Here is a 15,726-nt window from a genome sequence, read left to right as displayed (position 1 = left end):
AGTCTTGCATGTGCGGGTGGTTAGCGCGCCATGCTTGGAGCGATTCGGGCCGGCTCGCGTATGCCTGGAGGGGCAGTGAGGGAATGCATGCGGACGCTGCCCAACCCATCGGGTCAGAAAGCGTCCGAAGTGGAACACTGAAGGAGTGGATCAAGGGGCAACGGCATGGCATCGAGGCGTTCGATGATTTACATGCCTGGAATAGACACCCGAAAATGGATCGTTGGAAGACCTAATTGGGGAATGCAGCCACCTAATCAGTGCATTGTTCAAAGGGGCCAGAAGTAATCATCAAAACGCATCATGATGAAGCTCCTTTCATAGTCATTGGGCCTGCGGTTTTCATGGATGGGTTGGCGATATGACAACCATCGATTCACCGAGCCTACGCAAGTACGTCTATCGCAATGTTGAGCCGCTGGCCATCTGCTCAGATCGTGGTTTATGGCTTGCGTGAAGCTATCGAGAAGTCAACATAGAACCAACACGTTTTGTTTTATATGTAGAGCGTTCGAGTAGCAAGGAAAGAAGGGTTCGAATTTTCGTTATTCATCGTTTTTTGCCAGAAAGCAGACCAACGGCGATGTTGGTGCGGTGGTTGCAGCAGCGACAAGAGATCGCGATCTTGCATACGAATCCTGAAAGTGATGCCTGGCCGAATTGGAAAGGTGAGGCTGGTGGTCCTGAACGCTGTCGGAAGTTGTTGGCCCATCCAAGGAAATATCGGGTGTTTTGGCGGCTTTTAGCCGCTATGGCGGACGCCATGCCGGGTTACGCTGGCTACATCCTGGGCGTCGTCCCTCGTTCCATCAGCAAGGAATAACGTAATGGCTGTATCAGGCTTGTCCGGCATCGAAAGCATGCTCCAGCAGATGCGCGTGGCGGTGACCAAGGCCGAAACCGGCAATCTCGCCGCTGGCGAAAGCGTGGCCCAGCCCGACGGCTTCGCCGCCGAGCTGCACCGTTCCATCCGCCGCGTCACGGCCGCGCAGAACGCCGCCTCGACCCAGGCCAAGGCCTTTGAACTGGGCGCGCCCGATGTCTCGCTCAACGACGTCATGATCGACCTGCAAAAAGCCAGCATCGGCTTCCAGACGGCGGTCCAGGTGCGCAACAAGCTGGTCGCGGCCTACAAGGAAATCTCGTCGATGGCCGTGTAAGGCCAGTCGCGCGAAACAGGGGCCGGCAGCACGCCGGCCCTGTTGGTCACGGCGCCCGCGCGTGCCGCGTAGACCGGCCTACCGCGCCGTCTTTTCCAGCCGCCAGACCACCTGTTGCAGCCACGTTTCCTGGCGCGCGTCCAGGTTCAGGAACACTGCGCCCAGGTGGCTCATCGGCGGCTCGCCCGTCAGCGACACATGGGTCGGCGCCGGTTCGTCGGGGCCGGCGGCCTGGGTCATAGGCTGGCCCGAGATCGGGTACACGTTGCGTACTTCCAGGTGCGCGTTGAGCTTGCCCAGGTCGCCAAAGTCCAGCAGCACGTCCTCCAGCACCTCGCCGCGCTGCGGCAGGGCCTGCACCGCCAGTTCGGCTCGCAATCCCACTCCATCCACCGAAATGTCGCGCACCGAGAAGCTGATCGGCTTGTCGGTCGGGGTGGGGCGCCACGACGCCTGGCAGCGGTTGGCGTTGGTGACCAGCGAGGCCCGGAACATCTTGCGGCGCTGGACGCGGGCCAGGCGGTCGGGGAAGGGCGACATCAGCGCCGCGCTGCCGTCATCGAAATAAATGACTTCGGGGCGCGAGACGCGAAAGCGGATCTGCACGCCGCCGTAGGCGGTGGCGTGGAAATGGAAGGTGGTGCCGCTGAGCAGCCCCATGCTGTCCGACTGTTCGAAGTCGGCCCCGGCATAGTCGCGCGGACGCCAGAAGAACTGCCGGGTCTGTTTGTCCGCGCCCAGCACCAGCACCGCCATTTCGCGGTCCGCGGCGTCGCGCACCAGGATGTGGCTATCGGGGTGCGTCAGCTCGAAGAGCGCGGCGCGCATGTCTTCCGGCCGCGTGAGCAGGAATTCCGGATCGCTGGCATCCAACACGGTGGTGGTCCTTAGAGAGAGGGGTCAGGCGGGCGGCGCGGCTGCGGGAGGCTCGCGCGATTCGAGGCGATAGAGCCAGGCCAGCAATTCTGCCACCGCGACGTAAAGTTGGGGGGGAATGTGCGAATCCAGGTCCACCTGCATCAGCAGGCCGACGAGTTCGCGCGATTCGTGCACGTACAGGCCGTTTTCCTCGGCCGCGCGCACGATGGTGTCGGCCAACTGGCCGTAGCCCTTGGCGACCACCCGCGGCGCGGCGTCCTGGTCGTCGTACGAAATGGCCACCGCGGCGTTGCGGTTGGCGTTCGGGCCCGGGTCGGGCGGCGGGACGGTGCGCATCAGAAATCCGTGGGGACGACGGGGCGGGGATCGACCACGTTCACCACCAGGTGGCTGAGCGTGAGGCCGGCGGCGAGCAGGCGCGAGCGCAGCAGATCCGAGGATTCGTTGATCTCGGCCGCGCTGTGGGGCGCGACCACTTGCAGCACGATCTGGTCGCCCGCCAAATTCAGGCGCGCGTCCACCAGGCCCAGGCGCGGCAGATCGAGCTTCAGGCGGGTGGCCCAGGTGGACACGGCGGAATCCGGATCGCCGCCGTAGGGGTCGCGTTCCACCTCCCATTCCATCGGCGTGCCGGGCCAGGCCTCGCCCTGCCAGGTCAGCGCCTGGTTGGCCAGGACGTCCAGTTGCTGGCGCACCAGCAGCGTCAGATCCTGGTGGATGCCGCTGACCGGCGTGCCCGGCGTGGGGGTGTTGGTGCCCGCGGGGGCGGATGCCTCGCCGCTGGCGCGGCCGGCCGGCGCGGCGCTTTCCGCGCGCGGGCGCGCGCTTTCGGCATCGGTGGCGCCGCCACGGGTGAGGCGGGCCTGGGGTTCCTGTTGCAGTTGGGCGGGGTTGCTGCGGCCGAACACCATGTCGGTCAGGTGCGACTCGTAGAACAGCCCGCTGGTCTGCAGCGCGACACGCAGGGCCTGGCCCAGTGCGCGGGCCGAGGGCGCGGCGCCGGCCAGGGTGGCGTGGGCCGTTCCCTCCGCGCCCTTGGCGCCGGCGGTCGCGCCATCGGGGCCAGCGGGACGCCCGGGCTTGTTGGCGGCCGGCGCATCCGCGGGAGTGTCGGCCGCGGCGGCGGCGGCCGCGGCGATGGCCGCCGCGCTGTTGGCGGCCGATGCGGCCGAAGCCGGGGCGCCGGCCGGGGCGGGCATGGGAGCGCCCGCTGCCGGCTGTGGATTGGGTTGAGCGGCGGCCGGTGGCGTCGGGGTGCCGGCCGCCGGCGCGGGCGCTGGCGCCGTCCAGAGCGGCGCGCGGCCCTGCACCGGCGGGGCGGTTTCAGGATACTGCGCCAGCAGCGCCAGGATGGCGCGCGCGGTGGTGCCCAGGGTGGTGGGGGCCGAGGCGGTGGTGTCGCTGCTGGTGACCAGGCCGCGCGCGGCCAGCGCCAGCGCCGCCGCGGTCTTGGCATCGATGACGGTGGCTGGGCGATCGCCGCGGGCGCCACCGGTCTGTATGCCTTGGCGGGGATCGCGGGTCGAGCCGTCCGCCGAGCCGGGTTTGTCCAGGGAACCGGGCTGGCTGACCGCATCCGGCCGTGCGCCCGACACCTGGTTGGCGCTGGCGGCGGACATCGTCGTGCCAAGCACGGCGTCCAACCGCTGCACTAGGACGTTGCCGAGTGCCGCGGGACCTACGCTCATGCTTCAGGCGCCTGATAGCCGTAGGCCGAGAGCAAGGTCTGCTGGCGCTTCATGCGGCCCAGCAGTTCGCCCAGCCGGGCCAGTTGCGGCAACGCCAGGTCGCGCGTCATCGCGTCGTTTTCGAGGATGCGCACCAGCAGGTCGTACTTCATGGCGCGGCCGGCCTCGTCCAGCGGCGCCGTCGGTTCGGCGATCCGCAGGCGCTCGACCAGCTCGCAGTACTGCTGCCCATGGGCCATCGCCGTATCCCAGTCACCGGCCTGCGCGGCCGTCAGCATTTCGCCCGTGATCAGGGCTATCTCCTGGTAATGTTCCAGGATGGGGGAGGAGTACTGGGTAAGGGACGTCATGGAAATCTCGGGCGTTCGATGGCTGGCTGGATTGGTGTTTCTGGGCCATCAGGGCTGCGCTACGCCAGCCGGTCGGTCGATGGAAGTCTGCCAAGCCTCGGCCAGGTCCGCCAGCAGGCGGTCGGCGATGTCGAGTTGCTCGGGGTCCGCTTTCAGATTTGCCGTCAGCAGGGTGCGGACGATGTAATCGTAGAGCCGGGCGAGGTTGGCGGCAATGTCGCCGCCGGCCTCCATGTTCAACCCGGTCTTCAAGCCTTCATCGACGATCTTGATCGCTTTCGAGATAGCCGCGCCGCGCTCGGCGACCCGGCCTTCCTGCATGTGGATGCGCGCCTGTCCGATCGCCGCACGGGCACCCAGGTACAGCAGGGTGATCAGCCGCTCGGGGCTCGCGCTCATGACCTGAGTTTCCAGGCCGATATCGGCGTAGGAGCGGACGGATTGAGACCCTGTGGGGCGGCGTGCGGCGTAAGTCATTAATGCATCTTCTACAGGTTATTTGCTCGATTTGTTCATCGCCGCAAATTGTTGGGTCAGGTAGTTGGCGGTGGTCTGCATTTGCATGTAGAACTTGTCCAGCGCCACGAAGCGCGTACGCATCTGGTCGAGTTCGGCGTCGCTGGCGGCCTTGGCGCGCTTCTGCTGGGCGTCCAGGTCGCTCATCGTCTTGGCCAGGCCGTCGGTGCGCGTCTTGAGCGAGCCGGTGCTGCCCAGCACGTCCTTGAAGGCGGCGTCGAAACTCTTGGCCACGCCCTTGTCGCCGGTCAGCAGCTTGGTGACGTCGCCCGGGTTTTCGCTCAGCGCCTTGTCGAGCTTGGTCTGGTCCAGCTTGAGCTGGCGCGTCATCGGGTCGGTGGTGATTCCCAGGTCGGCCAGCGAGCGCACGGTGCCCTCGCCTAACACGGCCTGCAGCGCGCCAGTCACCGACGACTGGATCGAGCGCGTGGTGCCGTCGCCGGTCAGCGGCTGACTGGTGGCCGGTTGCGCTTTGGCGTCGAAGGACGTCAGGTTCTTGATGGTCGTCTGCAGCGCGTTGTAGGTCTTGACGAAGTCCTGCACGGCCTTGCTGGCGACCGAGGTGTCGGCTTCGAGCTTGAGGGTGATCGGCTTGCCGGCCTCGGTCTTTTCGGTCAGGTTCAGCGTGACGCCGTCGATGGCCTTGGAAATGTTGTTCGAACCGCTCTTGACCGTGATGCCGTTGATGACCACTTCGGCGTCTTCGGCCTTGGTATTGGCCATGCCGCTGGTGGTGCCGTCGGCGGCGGTGCTGAAGGACAGGATGTCCTTGAGCGACTGGTCGCCGGTGACGGTGATGTTCTTGACCGAAGCCTGGACGCCGGTGTCCTTGGCGGTCAGCATCAGGAAGTTGTTGCCGTTGCCGTCATTGATGACGGTGGCGCGCAGGCTGGACTTGTCGTCGGCGTTGATGGCCTTGACGATGCCGTTGAGCGAGGTGTCGCCCTTGAGGTCGACGGTGTGCTTGGTGCCGTCGGCCAGCTCGACTTCAAAGGAACCGGTGTCGCCGTTCTTGGCGGTGCGGTCGGCCACGGCGCCCGATTGCAGGCTCTGGGCCCGGGCCAGGTTGTTCACGGTAATGGTGTACTGGCCCGCAACGGCGCCCTCGGCGGCCACGGTGGCCGTCAAGGCGGTGCCGCCGGTGACGCTGCCCTTGATGGCAGCCATCGTCTCGGTCTTGCCCAGCACGCCGACCGACTTCTGCAGGGCTTCCAACGAGCTTTGCAACTGCGCGTAGGCGTCGATGCGGATCTTGTAGCCAGTGGCGCGGTCGGTGTAGATCGAGAGCTTCTTGTCCTCGGCGGCTTGCAGGTCCGACAGGATCTTTTCCAGGGGCAAGCCGGAAACCGAACCGAGGTTAGTGATAGAGGCCATGTGAAATTCCTTCCTAGCGATGCGATTCTGTCAAAAATAGGGTGCCGGCGATTGGCCGGGTAAGGGCATAAGGCGGGCCTAATTCGATGCTTCCGTCATCGATTGGCGCCAAAACGGGCACAGCGGAAAATATGGGCGGGCATGTCAAGCCGTGGTTTTGATGCCGTTGCCTTGCATGTTGACGATCATTTTGGCGATCTTCAGCACGGCTTCACTGGGGATGGTGCGGATGACGTCCCCGGATTTGGCGTCCACCACCGACACCACCACCTGGTGCACGTCGGGATCGACCTCGAATTGCAACTGGGTGGACCAGGCCTTCATCTGCTCGTTGATCTCATCGAGCGCCTTTTCCAGGGGCAGTTTCTGCGAGGTCGACTGCTCTGACGTGGCGGTATCGGCGCCGCCGCTCTGGCTGCTGGCGACCGGTGGCGCGACGGTGACCGACGGGTCGGCGGCAGCCGGCACGGGCGCGACCGGCGGGGGCGCGAGCGTAGCGGGGGCTAAGGGGGTTACGGCCATGATCACTCCAGCGGCGATGAGGGCGTCTCGGAGGAACGCGCTGTTTTCAGGGAATTCTCAGCTACGATTACGGCAGTCTCGCGGCGAACTTTAGGGCCCGGCGCGGAGGGTTGTTTCATGTGCTAACGAGTTGGGATCGGGCAATGAGTGTCAAGACGGCGTTGCGAGTCATAGAAATCATCGAAACCTACGCCCGGGAGAAGCGCGCATTGCCCCTGTCGGAGCTGGCCCGGCTGCTGGACGTGCCGGTGTCGAGCTGCCTGGCGCTGATTCGCACCCTGACCGGCCTGGGCTATCTCTATGAAACCGGCCGCCGCCAGGGCTACTACCCGACCGGCCGCCTGCTGGCGATGGCGCAGCGCATCGCCCGCGCCGATCCGGTGCTGGACCGGGTCTACCCGAGTCTGGTCGAATTGCGGGACGCAACCCGTGAAACCGTCGTATTTGCCAAGCTGGCCCCGGATGGCCGGGTGGTCTACCTGGATGTGCTGGATTCGCCCCATACGATCCGATACGCGCCGGTTGCCGGCGAGTTCAAGGACGTACATGCCAATTCGCTGGGAAAAGCGCTCATGTCCCTGATGGACGAGCCGGCCCGCGACGCGCTCCTGGCGGCCACGCCGCTGACGCGCTACAACGACCGCACGCTGGTCACGCGCGAAGCGGTGCTGCAGGACATCGAGCGCTCGCGCCAGCGCGGCTGGTTCATGAACAGCGGCGAATCGATCCCCGATGTCGGCGCCATCGCCTGGCCGCTGACGCTGTCGGGGGAGCACTACGCCATCTCGGTCGGCGGGCCGATCTACCGCATCGAGCCGCGCCAGGAGGAATACGCTCGCATCCTGCGGTCGGCCTGCACCGGACTGGAACAGCAGTCCTGAGGCCGTCCCGCCAGCGGCAGGCCCGGCCCCGGGCTCAGTAGGACTTGGGCAGACCCAGCACCTTCTCGGCGATGAAGCACAGGATCAGCTGCGGGCTGACCGGCGCGATGCGCGGGATGAAGCTCTCCCGCAGCAGCCGTTCCACGTGGTATTCCTTGGCGTAGCCCATCCCGCCCAAGGTCATCACCGCGGTCTGGCAGGCGTTGTAGCCGGCCTCGGCCGCCAGGTACTTGGCGGCATTGGCGGCGGGGCCGCAGGGCTGGCCGGCGTCATACAGGCTGGCGGCCTTGAACACCATCAGATCCGCCGCCTCCAGTTGCATCCAGGCCTGCGCCAGCGGATGCTGGATGCCCTGATTCTGACCGATCGGCCGGCCGAACACCTTGCGCTCGCCGGCATAGCGCACCGCCCGTTCCAGGGCGGCGCGGCCGATGCCGACCGCCTCGGCCGCGATCAGGATGCGTTCCGGATTCAGGCCATGCAGGATGTACTCGAAGCCGCGGCCTTCCTCGCCGATACGGTCGGCGGCGGCAATCCGCAGCCCGTCGATGAACAGCATGTTCGAGTCCACCGCCTTGCGGCCCATTTTCTCGATCTCGCGCACCTCGACCGTGGCGCGGTCCAGATCGGTGTAGAACAGCGACAGGCCCTGAGTCGGCTTGGCCACCTCGGACAGCGGCGTGGTGCGGGCCAGCAGCAGCATCTTGTCGGCCACCTGGGCGGTCGAGATCCAGATCTTGCGGCCATGCACCACGTATTCGTCGCCCTGGCGCACGGCGCGGGTGCCGAGCTTGGTGGTGTCCAGGCCGGCGTCGGGTTCGGTCACGGCGAAGCAGGCTTTTTCGCGTCCAGCGATCAGCGGCGGCAACCAGCGCGCGCGCTGTTCGTCGTTGCCGAACACCACCACCGGGTTCAGGCCGAAGATGTTCATGTGCACGGCCGAGGCCCCGGTAAAGCCCGCGCCCGAGGCGGCGATGGTCTGCATCATCAGGGCGGCCTCGGTCATGCCCAGGCCGGCGCCGCCGTGCTCCTGCGGCATGGCGATGCCCAGCCAGCCGTCGCGCGCCAGGTCCGCGTGCAGCGGTTCCGGGAAACCGCCTGCGCGGTCGCGCTCCAGCCAGTAGTCGTCGGGATAGCGTTCGCAGATGCGCGACACGGCCTCGCGCAGGGCCAACTGGTCGGGGGTGAATTCGAAGTCCATCAGCGGGTTCCGTCCTGGGTGATGCGATGGGAGAAGAGGGCGTCGATGGCCGCGTCGTCGTAGCCGGCCTCGGCCAGCACTTCGCGGCTGTGCTGGCCTAGCGTCGGCGCCGGGCGCCGGATGGCGGTCGGCGTGCCCTGGTAGCGGCCGAGCGGGGCCGGGGTGCGCAGGCGGCCTTCGGTGGGGTGATCATGGGCCTGCACGAAGCCGGTCGCCGCCAGGTGTTCGTCCGCCAGCAGATCGTCCACCGTGTAAAGCTGCGAGGCCGGGATGTCGGCCTGCGCCAGCGTCCGCAGCCAGTCCTGGCTGGGGCGGGTGCGGATCACGTCGGCGACGAAGGCGTAGACCTCCTCGATATGCGCGGCGCGCGCGCCGTGGCTGTGAAAGCGTGGATCCTGCCCCAGTTCGGGCTGGCCGATCAGCGCGAAGAAGTTGCGCCAGTGCTTGTCGTTGTAGATCAGCAGGCAGATATAGCCGTCGGCCGTGGCATAGGGGCGGCGATGCGGCGCCAGCAGCCGGGCGTAGCCGGTGGGGCCGAGCGGCGGCTCGAAGGTTGCCCCGCCCAGGTGGTCGCCCAGCACCAGGTGCGCCATGCCTTCGAACATCGGGATTTCGACCTGCTGGCCCTGGCCGCTGGCGCGGGCGTGCAGTACCGCCGACACCAGGGCGATGCCGACGTGCAGGCCCACGGCGCGGTCGGCCAGTGTCAGCGGCGCGTAGCGCGGCACGTCGCCGCTCTGGCGCGCCGCCAGCGCCGCGATGCCGGTCTGGCCCTGGATCAGGTCGTCGTAGGCGGGGCGGCCCGCGTAGGGGCCGGCCTCGCCGAAGCCATAGGCGCCCAGGTAGACGATGCGCGGGTTGCGCGCGGCCACCGTCTCGTACGACAGGCCCAGCCGCGCCATCGCCTGGGGGCGGATGTTGTAGAGCAGGGCGTCGCAGCCCTCGGCCAGCCGCAGACACGCCTCGCGGCCCTCGGGCGTCTTCAGATCCAGCACCACGGATCGTTTGTTGCGGTTCAGGTGCAGGTAGAGATGCCCCATGCCCGGATTGCGCATGGGGCCGACGGCGCGCATGTTGTCGCCCGCCGGCGACTCCACTTTGATGACATCCGCGCCCAGATCGGCCAGGACCTGGGTGGCGTAGGGGCCCATCACGACCGAACTAAGGTCCAGGATGCGCACGCCCGCCAGGGGGCCGGCGGCCTGCGGGGTGGCTGCGGGAGACGTTGTCATTGCTGCTCGATCCCGGCATCGCGGATCAGCTTGCCCCACAGGTCACGCTGTTCGCTGACGAACTGGGCGAAGGCCTCGGGCGAACTGGAGAAGGCGTCAAAGCCCAGGCCGGCCAGGCGCTTGCGCACGTCGGGCTTGGCCACCACCTGCTTGATGGCGGCGTTGAGCCTGGCCACCACTTCGGGCGGCATGCCGGCCGGGCCGAAGTAGCCGTTCCAGGAATTCAGGTCGAAGTCCGGCACGCCCGATTCGGCCATGGACGGCAGATCCGGCACGATGGCGCTGCGCGCGGCGGTGGACACCGCCAGCGCCCGCAACTGGCCCGACTGCACGAACGGCAGGCCCGAGGCCAGGTCGGTGAACATGAAGTCGACCTGGCCGCCGACCACATCCGTCAGGCCCTGCGGCGTGCCTTTGTAGGGGACGTGCAGGATGTCGATCCTGGCGCGGTTGGCCAATGTGGCGCCGGCCACGATGCCGGTGCTGTTGCCGCTGGCGTAGGTGATGCGGCCGGGGTGCTGGCGGGCATCGGCCACCAGGTCGGCCACGCGCTTCCAGGGACGCTTGGGGTTGACCACCAGAATGAAGGGCAGGTTGCCGCCACGCGCGATGGGGGTGAAGTCCTTGACCGGGTCATAGGGGATGTTCTTCATCAGCCACGGCGCGGCCGAGTGCGAGGTGTTGGTGGTGACGAACAGCGTGTAGCCGTCCGGCTTGGCGCGCGCCACATAGCTGGCGGCGATGGTGGCGTTGGCGCCGGGCTTGTTCTCGACCACGACCTGCTGGCCCAGGACGGTCGACAGTTCGGCGCCGAAGATGCGCCCGACCGCGTCGGTGCCCGAGCCGGCCGGGAACGGCACGATCAGGGTGATGGGTTTGTTCGGGTAGTCCGCGGCTTGGGCCGCGGGCAGGGCCAGCAGGCTGGCGGCGCCGATCAGGGTGGCGCGCAACAGGCGTGCAAGTTGCATGGTTTGTCTCTCCAGATGGTGGGAAACCGGGCGCGGCTTCTGCGGCCGCTGCCCGGGAATGCCGGTGGCCCCGGCGCCTCAGGCGTCGGTGGCGGGCGCGGGGAAACCGCGGATCACGCGGTCGGGCGATTCCTCGTAGGGCGGCGTGTAGATCACCAGCAGCCGGGCCGGCTCGTCGCTGGTGACGGTGAACACGTGCGGGATGTCAGGCGGGAAATAGCAGCAATCGCCCGGTCCCATGTCGGCCCATTCGTCCTGGACCTGGGCGCGGGCGGTGCCGGACAGCAGGTAACAGACCTGCTCGATGCCGGGATGGGCATGCGGCAGCGCGCCTTTGCCCTTGTCGATCACCCCCAGCAGCACCTCCACGCCGCGCGCGCCGACGGTGTCGGGGCCGATCAGGCGGCGGTTCAGGGTGCCGGTGTGGTTGGCCGGGTGGTAGCCGGGCACATCGGCTTCGCGGACCAGCCAGGCCGGGGTCTTTTGCTGCGTCATGATGTCTCCCTTTTAATTTTCATATGTGAATTTATTTTTACGTATGAGAAAAACATCGGCAAGCCTTTTTTCCCGAAGATCCCTTGCCGCGCCCTGGGGATTAGGGAAAACACCGGGCGCGCGCTGCTAAAATCCCGGGTTGTTCACCTTTTCGTTGCCGTCATGCCCTCTGCCCTCAAGCCCGCCGCCGGTGCCTCCCTGTCCGATTGGCTGAAGTACCTGGAATCCATCCACGCCACCGCGATCGACATGGGCCTGGAACGCGTGCGGGAAGTGGCGGCGCGCATGAACCTGGAACTGCCTGGCGTGAAGTTCGTGGTGGGCGGCACCAACGGCAAGGGCTCGACCTGCGCCATGCTCGAAGCCATTCTGCTGGCCGCCGGCTACAAAGTCGGCCTGTACACCTCGCCGCACCTCATCGATTTCAACGAACGCGCCCGCGTCAATGGCCAGATCGCCTCGGACGAAGCCCTGATCGCGCAGTTCACGGCGGTCGAGGCCGCGCGCGGCGACACCTCCCTGACGTACTTCGAATTCACCACGCTGGCGATCCTGCGTCTGTTCTCGCAATCGCGGCTGGACGCGGTGGTGCTGGAAGTGGGCCTGGGCGGCCGCCTGGACGCGGTCAATATCGTCGATGCCGACTGTGCCGTCGTCACCAGCGTCGACCTGGACCATATCGACTACCTGGGCGACACGCGCGAAAAGATCGGCTTCGAGAAGGCCCATATCTACCGCTCGGGCCGCCCGGCCGTGTGCGCCGACCCGGTGCCGCCGCAATCGCTGCTCGATTACGTGGAGACAATCGGCGCCGACCTGTGGCTGTTCGGCCGCGACTACAACTATTCGGGCGATCGCCAGCAATGGGCCTATGGCGGGCGCGAACAGCGCCGCAGCGCGCTGGCGTATCCAGCGCTGCGCGGCGCCAATCAACTGCTGAATGCCTCGGCCGCGCTGGCCGCGCTGGAATCGGTGCGCGACCGCCTGCCGGTGCCGCAGCAGGCCGTGCGCCAGGGATTGCTGCAGGCCTCGCTGCCCGGCCGCTTCCAGATCCTGCCGGGCCAGCCGACCGTGATCCTGGATGTGGCCCACAATCCGCATGCCGCCGCGGTGCTGGCCCAGAACCTGGACAACATGGGTTTCCACCCCTACACCTACGCGGTGTTCGGCATGCTCAACGACAAGGACCTGACCGGCGTGCTGGTCAAGCTCGGCACCCGCGTCGACCACTGGTTCTGCGCCGGCCTGCCGGGACCGCGCGGCGGCACCGGCGAAAGCCTGGCCGAACGGGTTGCCGCCGCGTTGCCGGCGGCGCCCGCCGGGGCCGAGGCGCCGGGCGTCACCGCTTATGCGGATCCCGCCCAGGCCTTCGCCGCGGCGCGCGAACGGGCGGGCGAGAATGATAGAATCGTGGTGTTCGGATCATTTCTCACCGTGGCCTCGGTTTTGCAGTCTCTGGGTCGCAAGGCGTAGGCAAAGGCGGCATAGGCAAAACCGGGTGCAGCGTCGTGGCGGTTCGCCGCCATACCCGCATACCCGCCGCCGCGCGGCGCCGCAAGGAATTCTCTCCCATGGGTTTTTTCAAACGCAAAGATCCTGCCGACCAGGCGCCGCCCTCCAAGCGAGCGGCGGTGCCCAGCGAGGTCCAGGCTGCGGAGTTGCGCGGGCGTGCCCGGCGCCGGCTGGCCGGCGCCATCGCGCTGGTGCTGGCCGCCGTCATCATCCTGCCCATGGTGCTGGATTCCCAGCCGACGCCCGTCGCTGACAACATTCCCATCAAGGTGCCGGAGCGCAACACGCCGTTCCAGCCGCAAGTGAGCGAACCGCAGGTCGCGGCGCCCGCCACCCCGGCGCCGGGCACCGCGCCCACCGATCCCGCGGCCGTGCCGACGCCGCCGCCGGTCACCTCGGCGCAGCCGCAGACCACGCCACCGCCGGCTACCCCGCCGCAATCGGCCGCGACGCCGCCGGCCACGCCGCCACAGGTCGCCGCCACCACGCCGCCGCGCACGCAACCGGCCACGCCGCCCAAGCCGGAACCCAAACCCGAACCCAAGCCGGCCGCGCCCAAGCCCGAGCAGCGTTCGGACGACGGCGCGCGCGCCCTGGCGTTGCTCGAAGGCCGTTCGGCGCCCGCCGCCACCGCGGCCCCCAAGCCGCAGGCCGCCAAGGGCAATTTCGTGCTGCAGATCGCGGCCTACACCACGTCCGAGGATGCCCAGTCGCGTCGCGCCAAGCTGCATCAGGCCGGGGTGACCAACGCGTTCGTCGAACAGGCTTCCATCGGAGGCAAGCAGCAGTACCGTCTGCGGGTGGGGCCGTTCCCCTCGCGCGAGGCGGCGCAGGCGGCCCAGGCGCGGTTGCGCACCCTGGGCTATGACAACGGTTTCATTGCCGCCCAGTAGTGACCGGCTTCGACTTCGTCGTGCTGGCCATCCTGGTGGTATCGGGTGTGCTGGGCCTGGTGCGCGGCCTGCTCAAGGAAGTGCTGTCGCTGGTCGCGTATCTGCTGGCCTTCGTGGCCGCGATCTGGTGGGGGCCCACGGTCTATGCCTGGCTGGAGCCCTATATCGAAACAACGCTGCTGCGCATGGGTGTCTCGTACGCGGCGGTCTTCATTATCGTGCTGCTCGGCGTGGGGTTGGTCAACATGACGCTTGCCGCCTTGATCCGCAGCACCGGGCTGAGCCCTGCCGATCACGGCCTGGGCGGCATGTTCGGCCTGGCGCGCGGGTTGCTGATCGTGTTGGCGCTGGTCGCCGCCGCCGGGTACACGCCGCTGCCGCAGGAGCCGTGGTGGCGGGACGCCATGTTTTCGCATTCGGCCATCGAGGCCATCAAACATATCAAGACGTGGCTGCCGCCGTCCCTGGCGACATGGCTGCCGTATTGATTAGCTTCACATCAACCAGGAAATCTCACCATGTGTGGAATCGTAGGGGTCATCGGGCGCGGGCCGGTCAACCAGCTGCTCTATGACAGCTTGCTGCTGTTGCAGCATCGCGGGCAGGACGCCGCGGGCATCGCGACGTCGCAAGGCAACCAGTTCAATATGTACAAGGCGCACGGCCTGGTGCGCGACGTATTCCGCACGCGCAACATGCGTGCCCTGCCGGGCACCTCGGGCGTGGGCCAGGTGCGTTATCCCACCGCCGGTTCCAGCGCCAGCGAGGAAGAGGCCCAGCCGTTCTACGTCAACGCCCCGTTCGGCATCATGTTCGCCCACAACGGCAACCTGACCAACTGGCGCGAACTGCGCGAATCGCTCTACCGCGTCGACCGTCGCCACATCAACACCAATTCCGACTCGGAAGTGCTGCTGAACGTGCTGGCCCACGAGCTGCAGTCGGCCGCCAGCGGCGTCTCGCTCGACGACGACGCCATGTTCCGCGCGGTTGCCGCCGTGCACAAGCGCGTGCGCGGCGCCTACGCCGTGGTGGCGCAGATTTCCGGTTACGGCCTGCTGGCGTTCCGCGATCCCAACGGCATCCGCCCGCTGTGCATCGGCCGCCAGGAAACCGACGAAGGCGTCGAATGGATGGTGGCCTCGGAATCCGTGGCCCTGGAAGGCAGCGGCTTTGCCTTCGTGCGCGACGTCGAGCCGGGAGAAGCGGTGTTCATCGACCTGGACGGCCGTTTCGTCAGCCGCCAGTGCGCCGACAATCCGCAGTTGGTGCCCTGCATTTTCGAATACGTCTACTTCGCCCGCCCCGATTCGCTGATCGACGGCGTGTCGGTGTACGACGCGCGCCTGCGCATGGGTGAATACCTGGCCGACAAGGTCGCGCGCAACATGCGCCTGGGCGACATCGACGTGGTCATGCCGATTCCCGATTCCTCGCGTCCGGCCGCCATGCAGCTGGCCGCGCGCCTGAATCTGGATTACCGCGAAGGCCTGATCAAGAACCGCTACGTCGGCCGCACTTTCATCATGCCCGGCCAGGCCGTGCGCCGTAAATCGGTGCGCCAGAAGCTCAACGCCATCGGCATGGAGTTCAAGGGCAAGAACGTGCTGCTGGTGGACGACTCCATCGTGCGCGGCACCACCAGCCGCGAGATCGTCGACATGGCGCGCGCCGCCGGCGCCAACAAGGTGTACTTCGCCTCGGCCGCGCCTCCGGTGCGCTTCCCCAACGTCTACGGCATCGACATGCCGACGCAGAGCGAACTGATCGCCACCGGCCGCAGCGACGAGGAAATCGCCCGCGCGATCGGCGCCGACAGCCTGGTCTACCAGGACCTGCACGACATGCAGCAGGCCGTGCGCGACCTCAACCCGAAGCTGTCGCGCTTCGAAGCCTCGTGCTTCGACGGCGAGTACATCACGGGCGACATCACCGCCGAATACCTGACGCGCCTGGGCCAGGCCCGCGCCGAGCCAGGCGATGGCGAAGGCGCCAGCGGCCTGCAGTTCAATATGGGCTACGCCGCCAACGACGCCTGACGGCGGCACGCCCGCT

Annotated in this window: 17 protein-coding genes; 6 read left to right on the top strand and 11 right to left on the bottom strand. The window is 67.2% G+C overall.

Annotation, left to right across the window (positions count from 1 at the left end):
* The first annotated feature begins 827 nt into the window (after positions 1–827).
* Complete coding sequence (gene fliE, locus ACN6O8_RS21645) at positions 828–1,160, top strand: flagellar hook-basal body complex protein FliE (protein WP_427993044.1); 333 nt, start codon at positions 828–830, stop codon at positions 1,158–1,160.
* 78 nt (positions 1,161–1,238) lie between these two features.
* Here fliE and ACN6O8_RS21640 read toward each other — a convergent pair whose 3' ends face one another.
* The 7 genes from ACN6O8_RS21640 to ACN6O8_RS21610 form a co-directional block, all read right to left on the bottom strand.
* On the bottom strand, positions 1,239–2,036 hold the full coding sequence (locus ACN6O8_RS21640; RefSeq protein WP_427993043.1) for a flagellar brake protein: 798 nt from the start codon (positions 2,034–2,036) through the stop codon (positions 1,239–1,241).
* Between the two features lie 24 nt (positions 2,037–2,060).
* Positions 2,061–2,375, bottom strand: a complete 315-nt coding sequence (locus ACN6O8_RS21635) for an EscU/YscU/HrcU family type III secretion system export apparatus switch protein (RefSeq protein ID WP_427993042.1) — start codon at positions 2,373–2,375, stop codon at positions 2,061–2,063.
* Positions 2,375–3,727, bottom strand: a complete 1,353-nt coding sequence (locus ACN6O8_RS21630) for a flagellar hook-length control protein FliK (protein ID WP_427993041.1) — start codon at positions 3,725–3,727, stop codon at positions 2,375–2,377. The genes ACN6O8_RS21635 and ACN6O8_RS21630 overlap by 1 nt, the downstream gene beginning before the upstream one ends.
* On the bottom strand, positions 3,724–4,077 hold the full coding sequence (locus ACN6O8_RS21625) for a flagellar protein FliT (RefSeq protein WP_006385218.1): 354 nt from the start codon (positions 4,075–4,077) through the stop codon (positions 3,724–3,726). Before ACN6O8_RS21625 ends, ACN6O8_RS21630 begins: the two co-directional genes overlap by 4 nt.
* A 48-nt stretch (positions 4,078–4,125) precedes the next feature.
* Complete coding sequence (gene fliS, locus ACN6O8_RS21620) at positions 4,126–4,554, bottom strand: flagellar export chaperone FliS (RefSeq protein WP_427993040.1); 429 nt, start codon at positions 4,552–4,554, stop codon at positions 4,126–4,128.
* 18 nt (positions 4,555–4,572) lie between these two features.
* Positions 4,573–5,967, bottom strand: coding sequence for a flagellar filament capping protein FliD (fliD, locus tag ACN6O8_RS21615; RefSeq protein ID WP_427993039.1), 1,395 nt, complete (start codon positions 5,965–5,967; stop codon positions 4,573–4,575).
* A gap of 144 nt (positions 5,968–6,111) precedes the next feature.
* Positions 6,112–6,489: a flagellar protein FlaG gene (locus ACN6O8_RS21610; RefSeq protein WP_427993038.1), complete on the bottom strand. Its 378-nt coding sequence runs from the start codon at positions 6,487–6,489 to the stop codon at positions 6,112–6,114.
* Positions 6,490–6,632: 143 nt separating this feature from the next.
* On the opposite strand from ACN6O8_RS21610, the gene ACN6O8_RS21605 reads away from it, so the two are divergent.
* Entirely contained in the window at positions 6,633–7,370 is a 738-nt protein-coding gene (locus tag ACN6O8_RS21605; protein ID WP_427993037.1) for an IclR family transcriptional regulator, read from the top strand.
* Positions 7,371–7,404: 34 nt separating this feature from the next.
* Here the strand turns inward: ACN6O8_RS21605 and ACN6O8_RS21600 are convergent, their stop codons facing one another.
* From ACN6O8_RS21600 to ACN6O8_RS21585, 4 genes are all read right to left on the bottom strand, one after another.
* Positions 7,405–8,571, bottom strand: coding sequence for an acyl-CoA dehydrogenase family protein (locus ACN6O8_RS21600; RefSeq protein WP_427993036.1), 1,167 nt, complete (start codon positions 8,569–8,571; stop codon positions 7,405–7,407).
* The gene (locus tag ACN6O8_RS21595) at positions 8,571–9,803 is read right to left on the bottom strand and encodes a CaiB/BaiF CoA transferase family protein (protein ID WP_427993035.1); all 1,233 of its coding nucleotides are present in this window, start codon (positions 9,801–9,803) and stop codon (positions 8,571–8,573) included. Before ACN6O8_RS21595 ends, ACN6O8_RS21600 begins: the two co-directional genes overlap by 1 nt.
* On the bottom strand, positions 9,800–10,771 hold the full coding sequence (locus tag ACN6O8_RS21590) for a Bug family tripartite tricarboxylate transporter substrate binding protein (protein WP_427993034.1): 972 nt from the start codon (positions 10,769–10,771) through the stop codon (positions 9,800–9,802). Before ACN6O8_RS21590 ends, ACN6O8_RS21595 begins: the two co-directional genes overlap by 4 nt.
* A gap of 78 nt (positions 10,772–10,849) precedes the next feature.
* The gene (locus ACN6O8_RS21585) at positions 10,850–11,266 is read right to left on the bottom strand and encodes a cupin domain-containing protein (protein ID WP_427993033.1); all 417 of its coding nucleotides are present in this window, start codon (positions 11,264–11,266) and stop codon (positions 10,850–10,852) included.
* Between the two features lie 162 nt (positions 11,267–11,428).
* On the opposite strand from ACN6O8_RS21585, the gene folC reads away from it, so the two are divergent.
* The 4 genes from folC (at position 11,429) to purF (ending at position 15,710) form a co-directional block, all read left to right on the top strand.
* Complete coding sequence (folC, locus tag ACN6O8_RS21580; RefSeq protein ID WP_427993032.1) at positions 11,429–12,739, top strand: bifunctional tetrahydrofolate synthase/dihydrofolate synthase; 1,311 nt, start codon at positions 11,429–11,431, stop codon at positions 12,737–12,739.
* Between the two features lie 98 nt (positions 12,740–12,837).
* Entirely contained in the window at positions 12,838–13,671 is an 834-nt protein-coding gene (locus ACN6O8_RS21575; RefSeq protein ID WP_427993031.1) for an SPOR domain-containing protein, read from the top strand.
* Positions 13,671–14,159 carry a CvpA family protein gene (locus ACN6O8_RS21570; RefSeq protein WP_427993030.1) on the top strand — a complete coding sequence of 163 codons (489 nt, stop codon included), beginning with the start codon at positions 13,671–13,673 and terminating at the stop codon, positions 14,157–14,159. Before ACN6O8_RS21575 ends, ACN6O8_RS21570 begins: the two co-directional genes overlap by 1 nt.
* A gap of 30 nt (positions 14,160–14,189) precedes the next feature.
* Positions 14,190–15,710 carry an amidophosphoribosyltransferase gene (gene purF, locus ACN6O8_RS21565; RefSeq protein ID WP_427993029.1) on the top strand — a complete coding sequence of 507 codons (1,521 nt, stop codon included), beginning with the start codon at positions 14,190–14,192 and terminating at the stop codon, positions 15,708–15,710.
* Positions 15,711–15,726: the final 16 nt, after the last annotated feature.

The sequence above is a fragment of the Achromobacter sp. genome, assembly GCF_050285565.1.
In the GTDB taxonomy this organism is placed as follows: Bacteria; Pseudomonadota; Gammaproteobacteria; order Burkholderiales; family Burkholderiaceae_B; genus Achromobacter.
This window is presented reverse-complemented; position numbering and strand designations above follow the sequence as displayed.

Excerpts from the sequence above, each read along its gene's own strand:
- fliE (WP_427993044.1), top strand. The coding sequence starts at position 828 with ATGGCTGTATCAGGCTTGTCCGGCATCGAAAGCATGCTCCAGCAGATG.
- ACN6O8_RS21635 (WP_427993042.1), bottom strand. The coding sequence starts at position 2,375 with ATGCGCACCGTCCCGCCGCCCGACCCGGGCCCGAACGCCAACCGCAAC.
- ACN6O8_RS21630 (WP_427993041.1), bottom strand. The coding sequence starts at position 3,727 with ATGAGCGTAGGTCCCGCGGCACTCGGCAACGTCCTAGTGCAGCGGTTG.
- ACN6O8_RS21625 (WP_006385218.1), bottom strand. The coding sequence starts at position 4,077 with ATGACGTCCCTTACCCAGTACTCCTCCCCCATCCTGGAACATTACCAG.
- fliS (WP_427993040.1), bottom strand. The coding sequence starts at position 4,554 with ATGACTTACGCCGCACGCCGCCCCACAGGGTCTCAATCCGTCCGCTCC.
- fliD (WP_427993039.1), bottom strand. The coding sequence starts at position 5,967 with ATGGCCTCTATCACTAACCTCGGTTCGGTTTCCGGCTTGCCCCTGGAA.
- ACN6O8_RS21610 (WP_427993038.1), bottom strand. The coding sequence starts at position 6,489 with ATGGCCGTAACCCCCTTAGCCCCCGCTACGCTCGCGCCCCCGCCGGTC.
- ACN6O8_RS21605 (WP_427993037.1), top strand. The coding sequence starts at position 6,633 with ATGAGTGTCAAGACGGCGTTGCGAGTCATAGAAATCATCGAAACCTAC.
- ACN6O8_RS21600 (WP_427993036.1), bottom strand. The coding sequence starts at position 8,571 with ATGGACTTCGAATTCACCCCCGACCAGTTGGCCCTGCGCGAGGCCGTG.
- ACN6O8_RS21595 (WP_427993035.1), bottom strand. The coding sequence starts at position 9,803 with ATGACAACGTCTCCCGCAGCCACCCCGCAGGCCGCCGGCCCCCTGGCG.
- ACN6O8_RS21590 (WP_427993034.1), bottom strand. The coding sequence starts at position 10,771 with ATGCAACTTGCACGCCTGTTGCGCGCCACCCTGATCGGCGCCGCCAGC.
- ACN6O8_RS21585 (WP_427993033.1), bottom strand. The coding sequence starts at position 11,266 with ATGACGCAGCAAAAGACCCCGGCCTGGCTGGTCCGCGAAGCCGATGTG.
- folC (WP_427993032.1), top strand. The coding sequence starts at position 11,429 with ATGCCCTCTGCCCTCAAGCCCGCCGCCGGTGCCTCCCTGTCCGATTGG.
- ACN6O8_RS21575 (WP_427993031.1), top strand. The coding sequence starts at position 12,838 with ATGGGTTTTTTCAAACGCAAAGATCCTGCCGACCAGGCGCCGCCCTCC.
- purF (WP_427993029.1), top strand. The coding sequence starts at position 14,190 with ATGTGTGGAATCGTAGGGGTCATCGGGCGCGGGCCGGTCAACCAGCTG.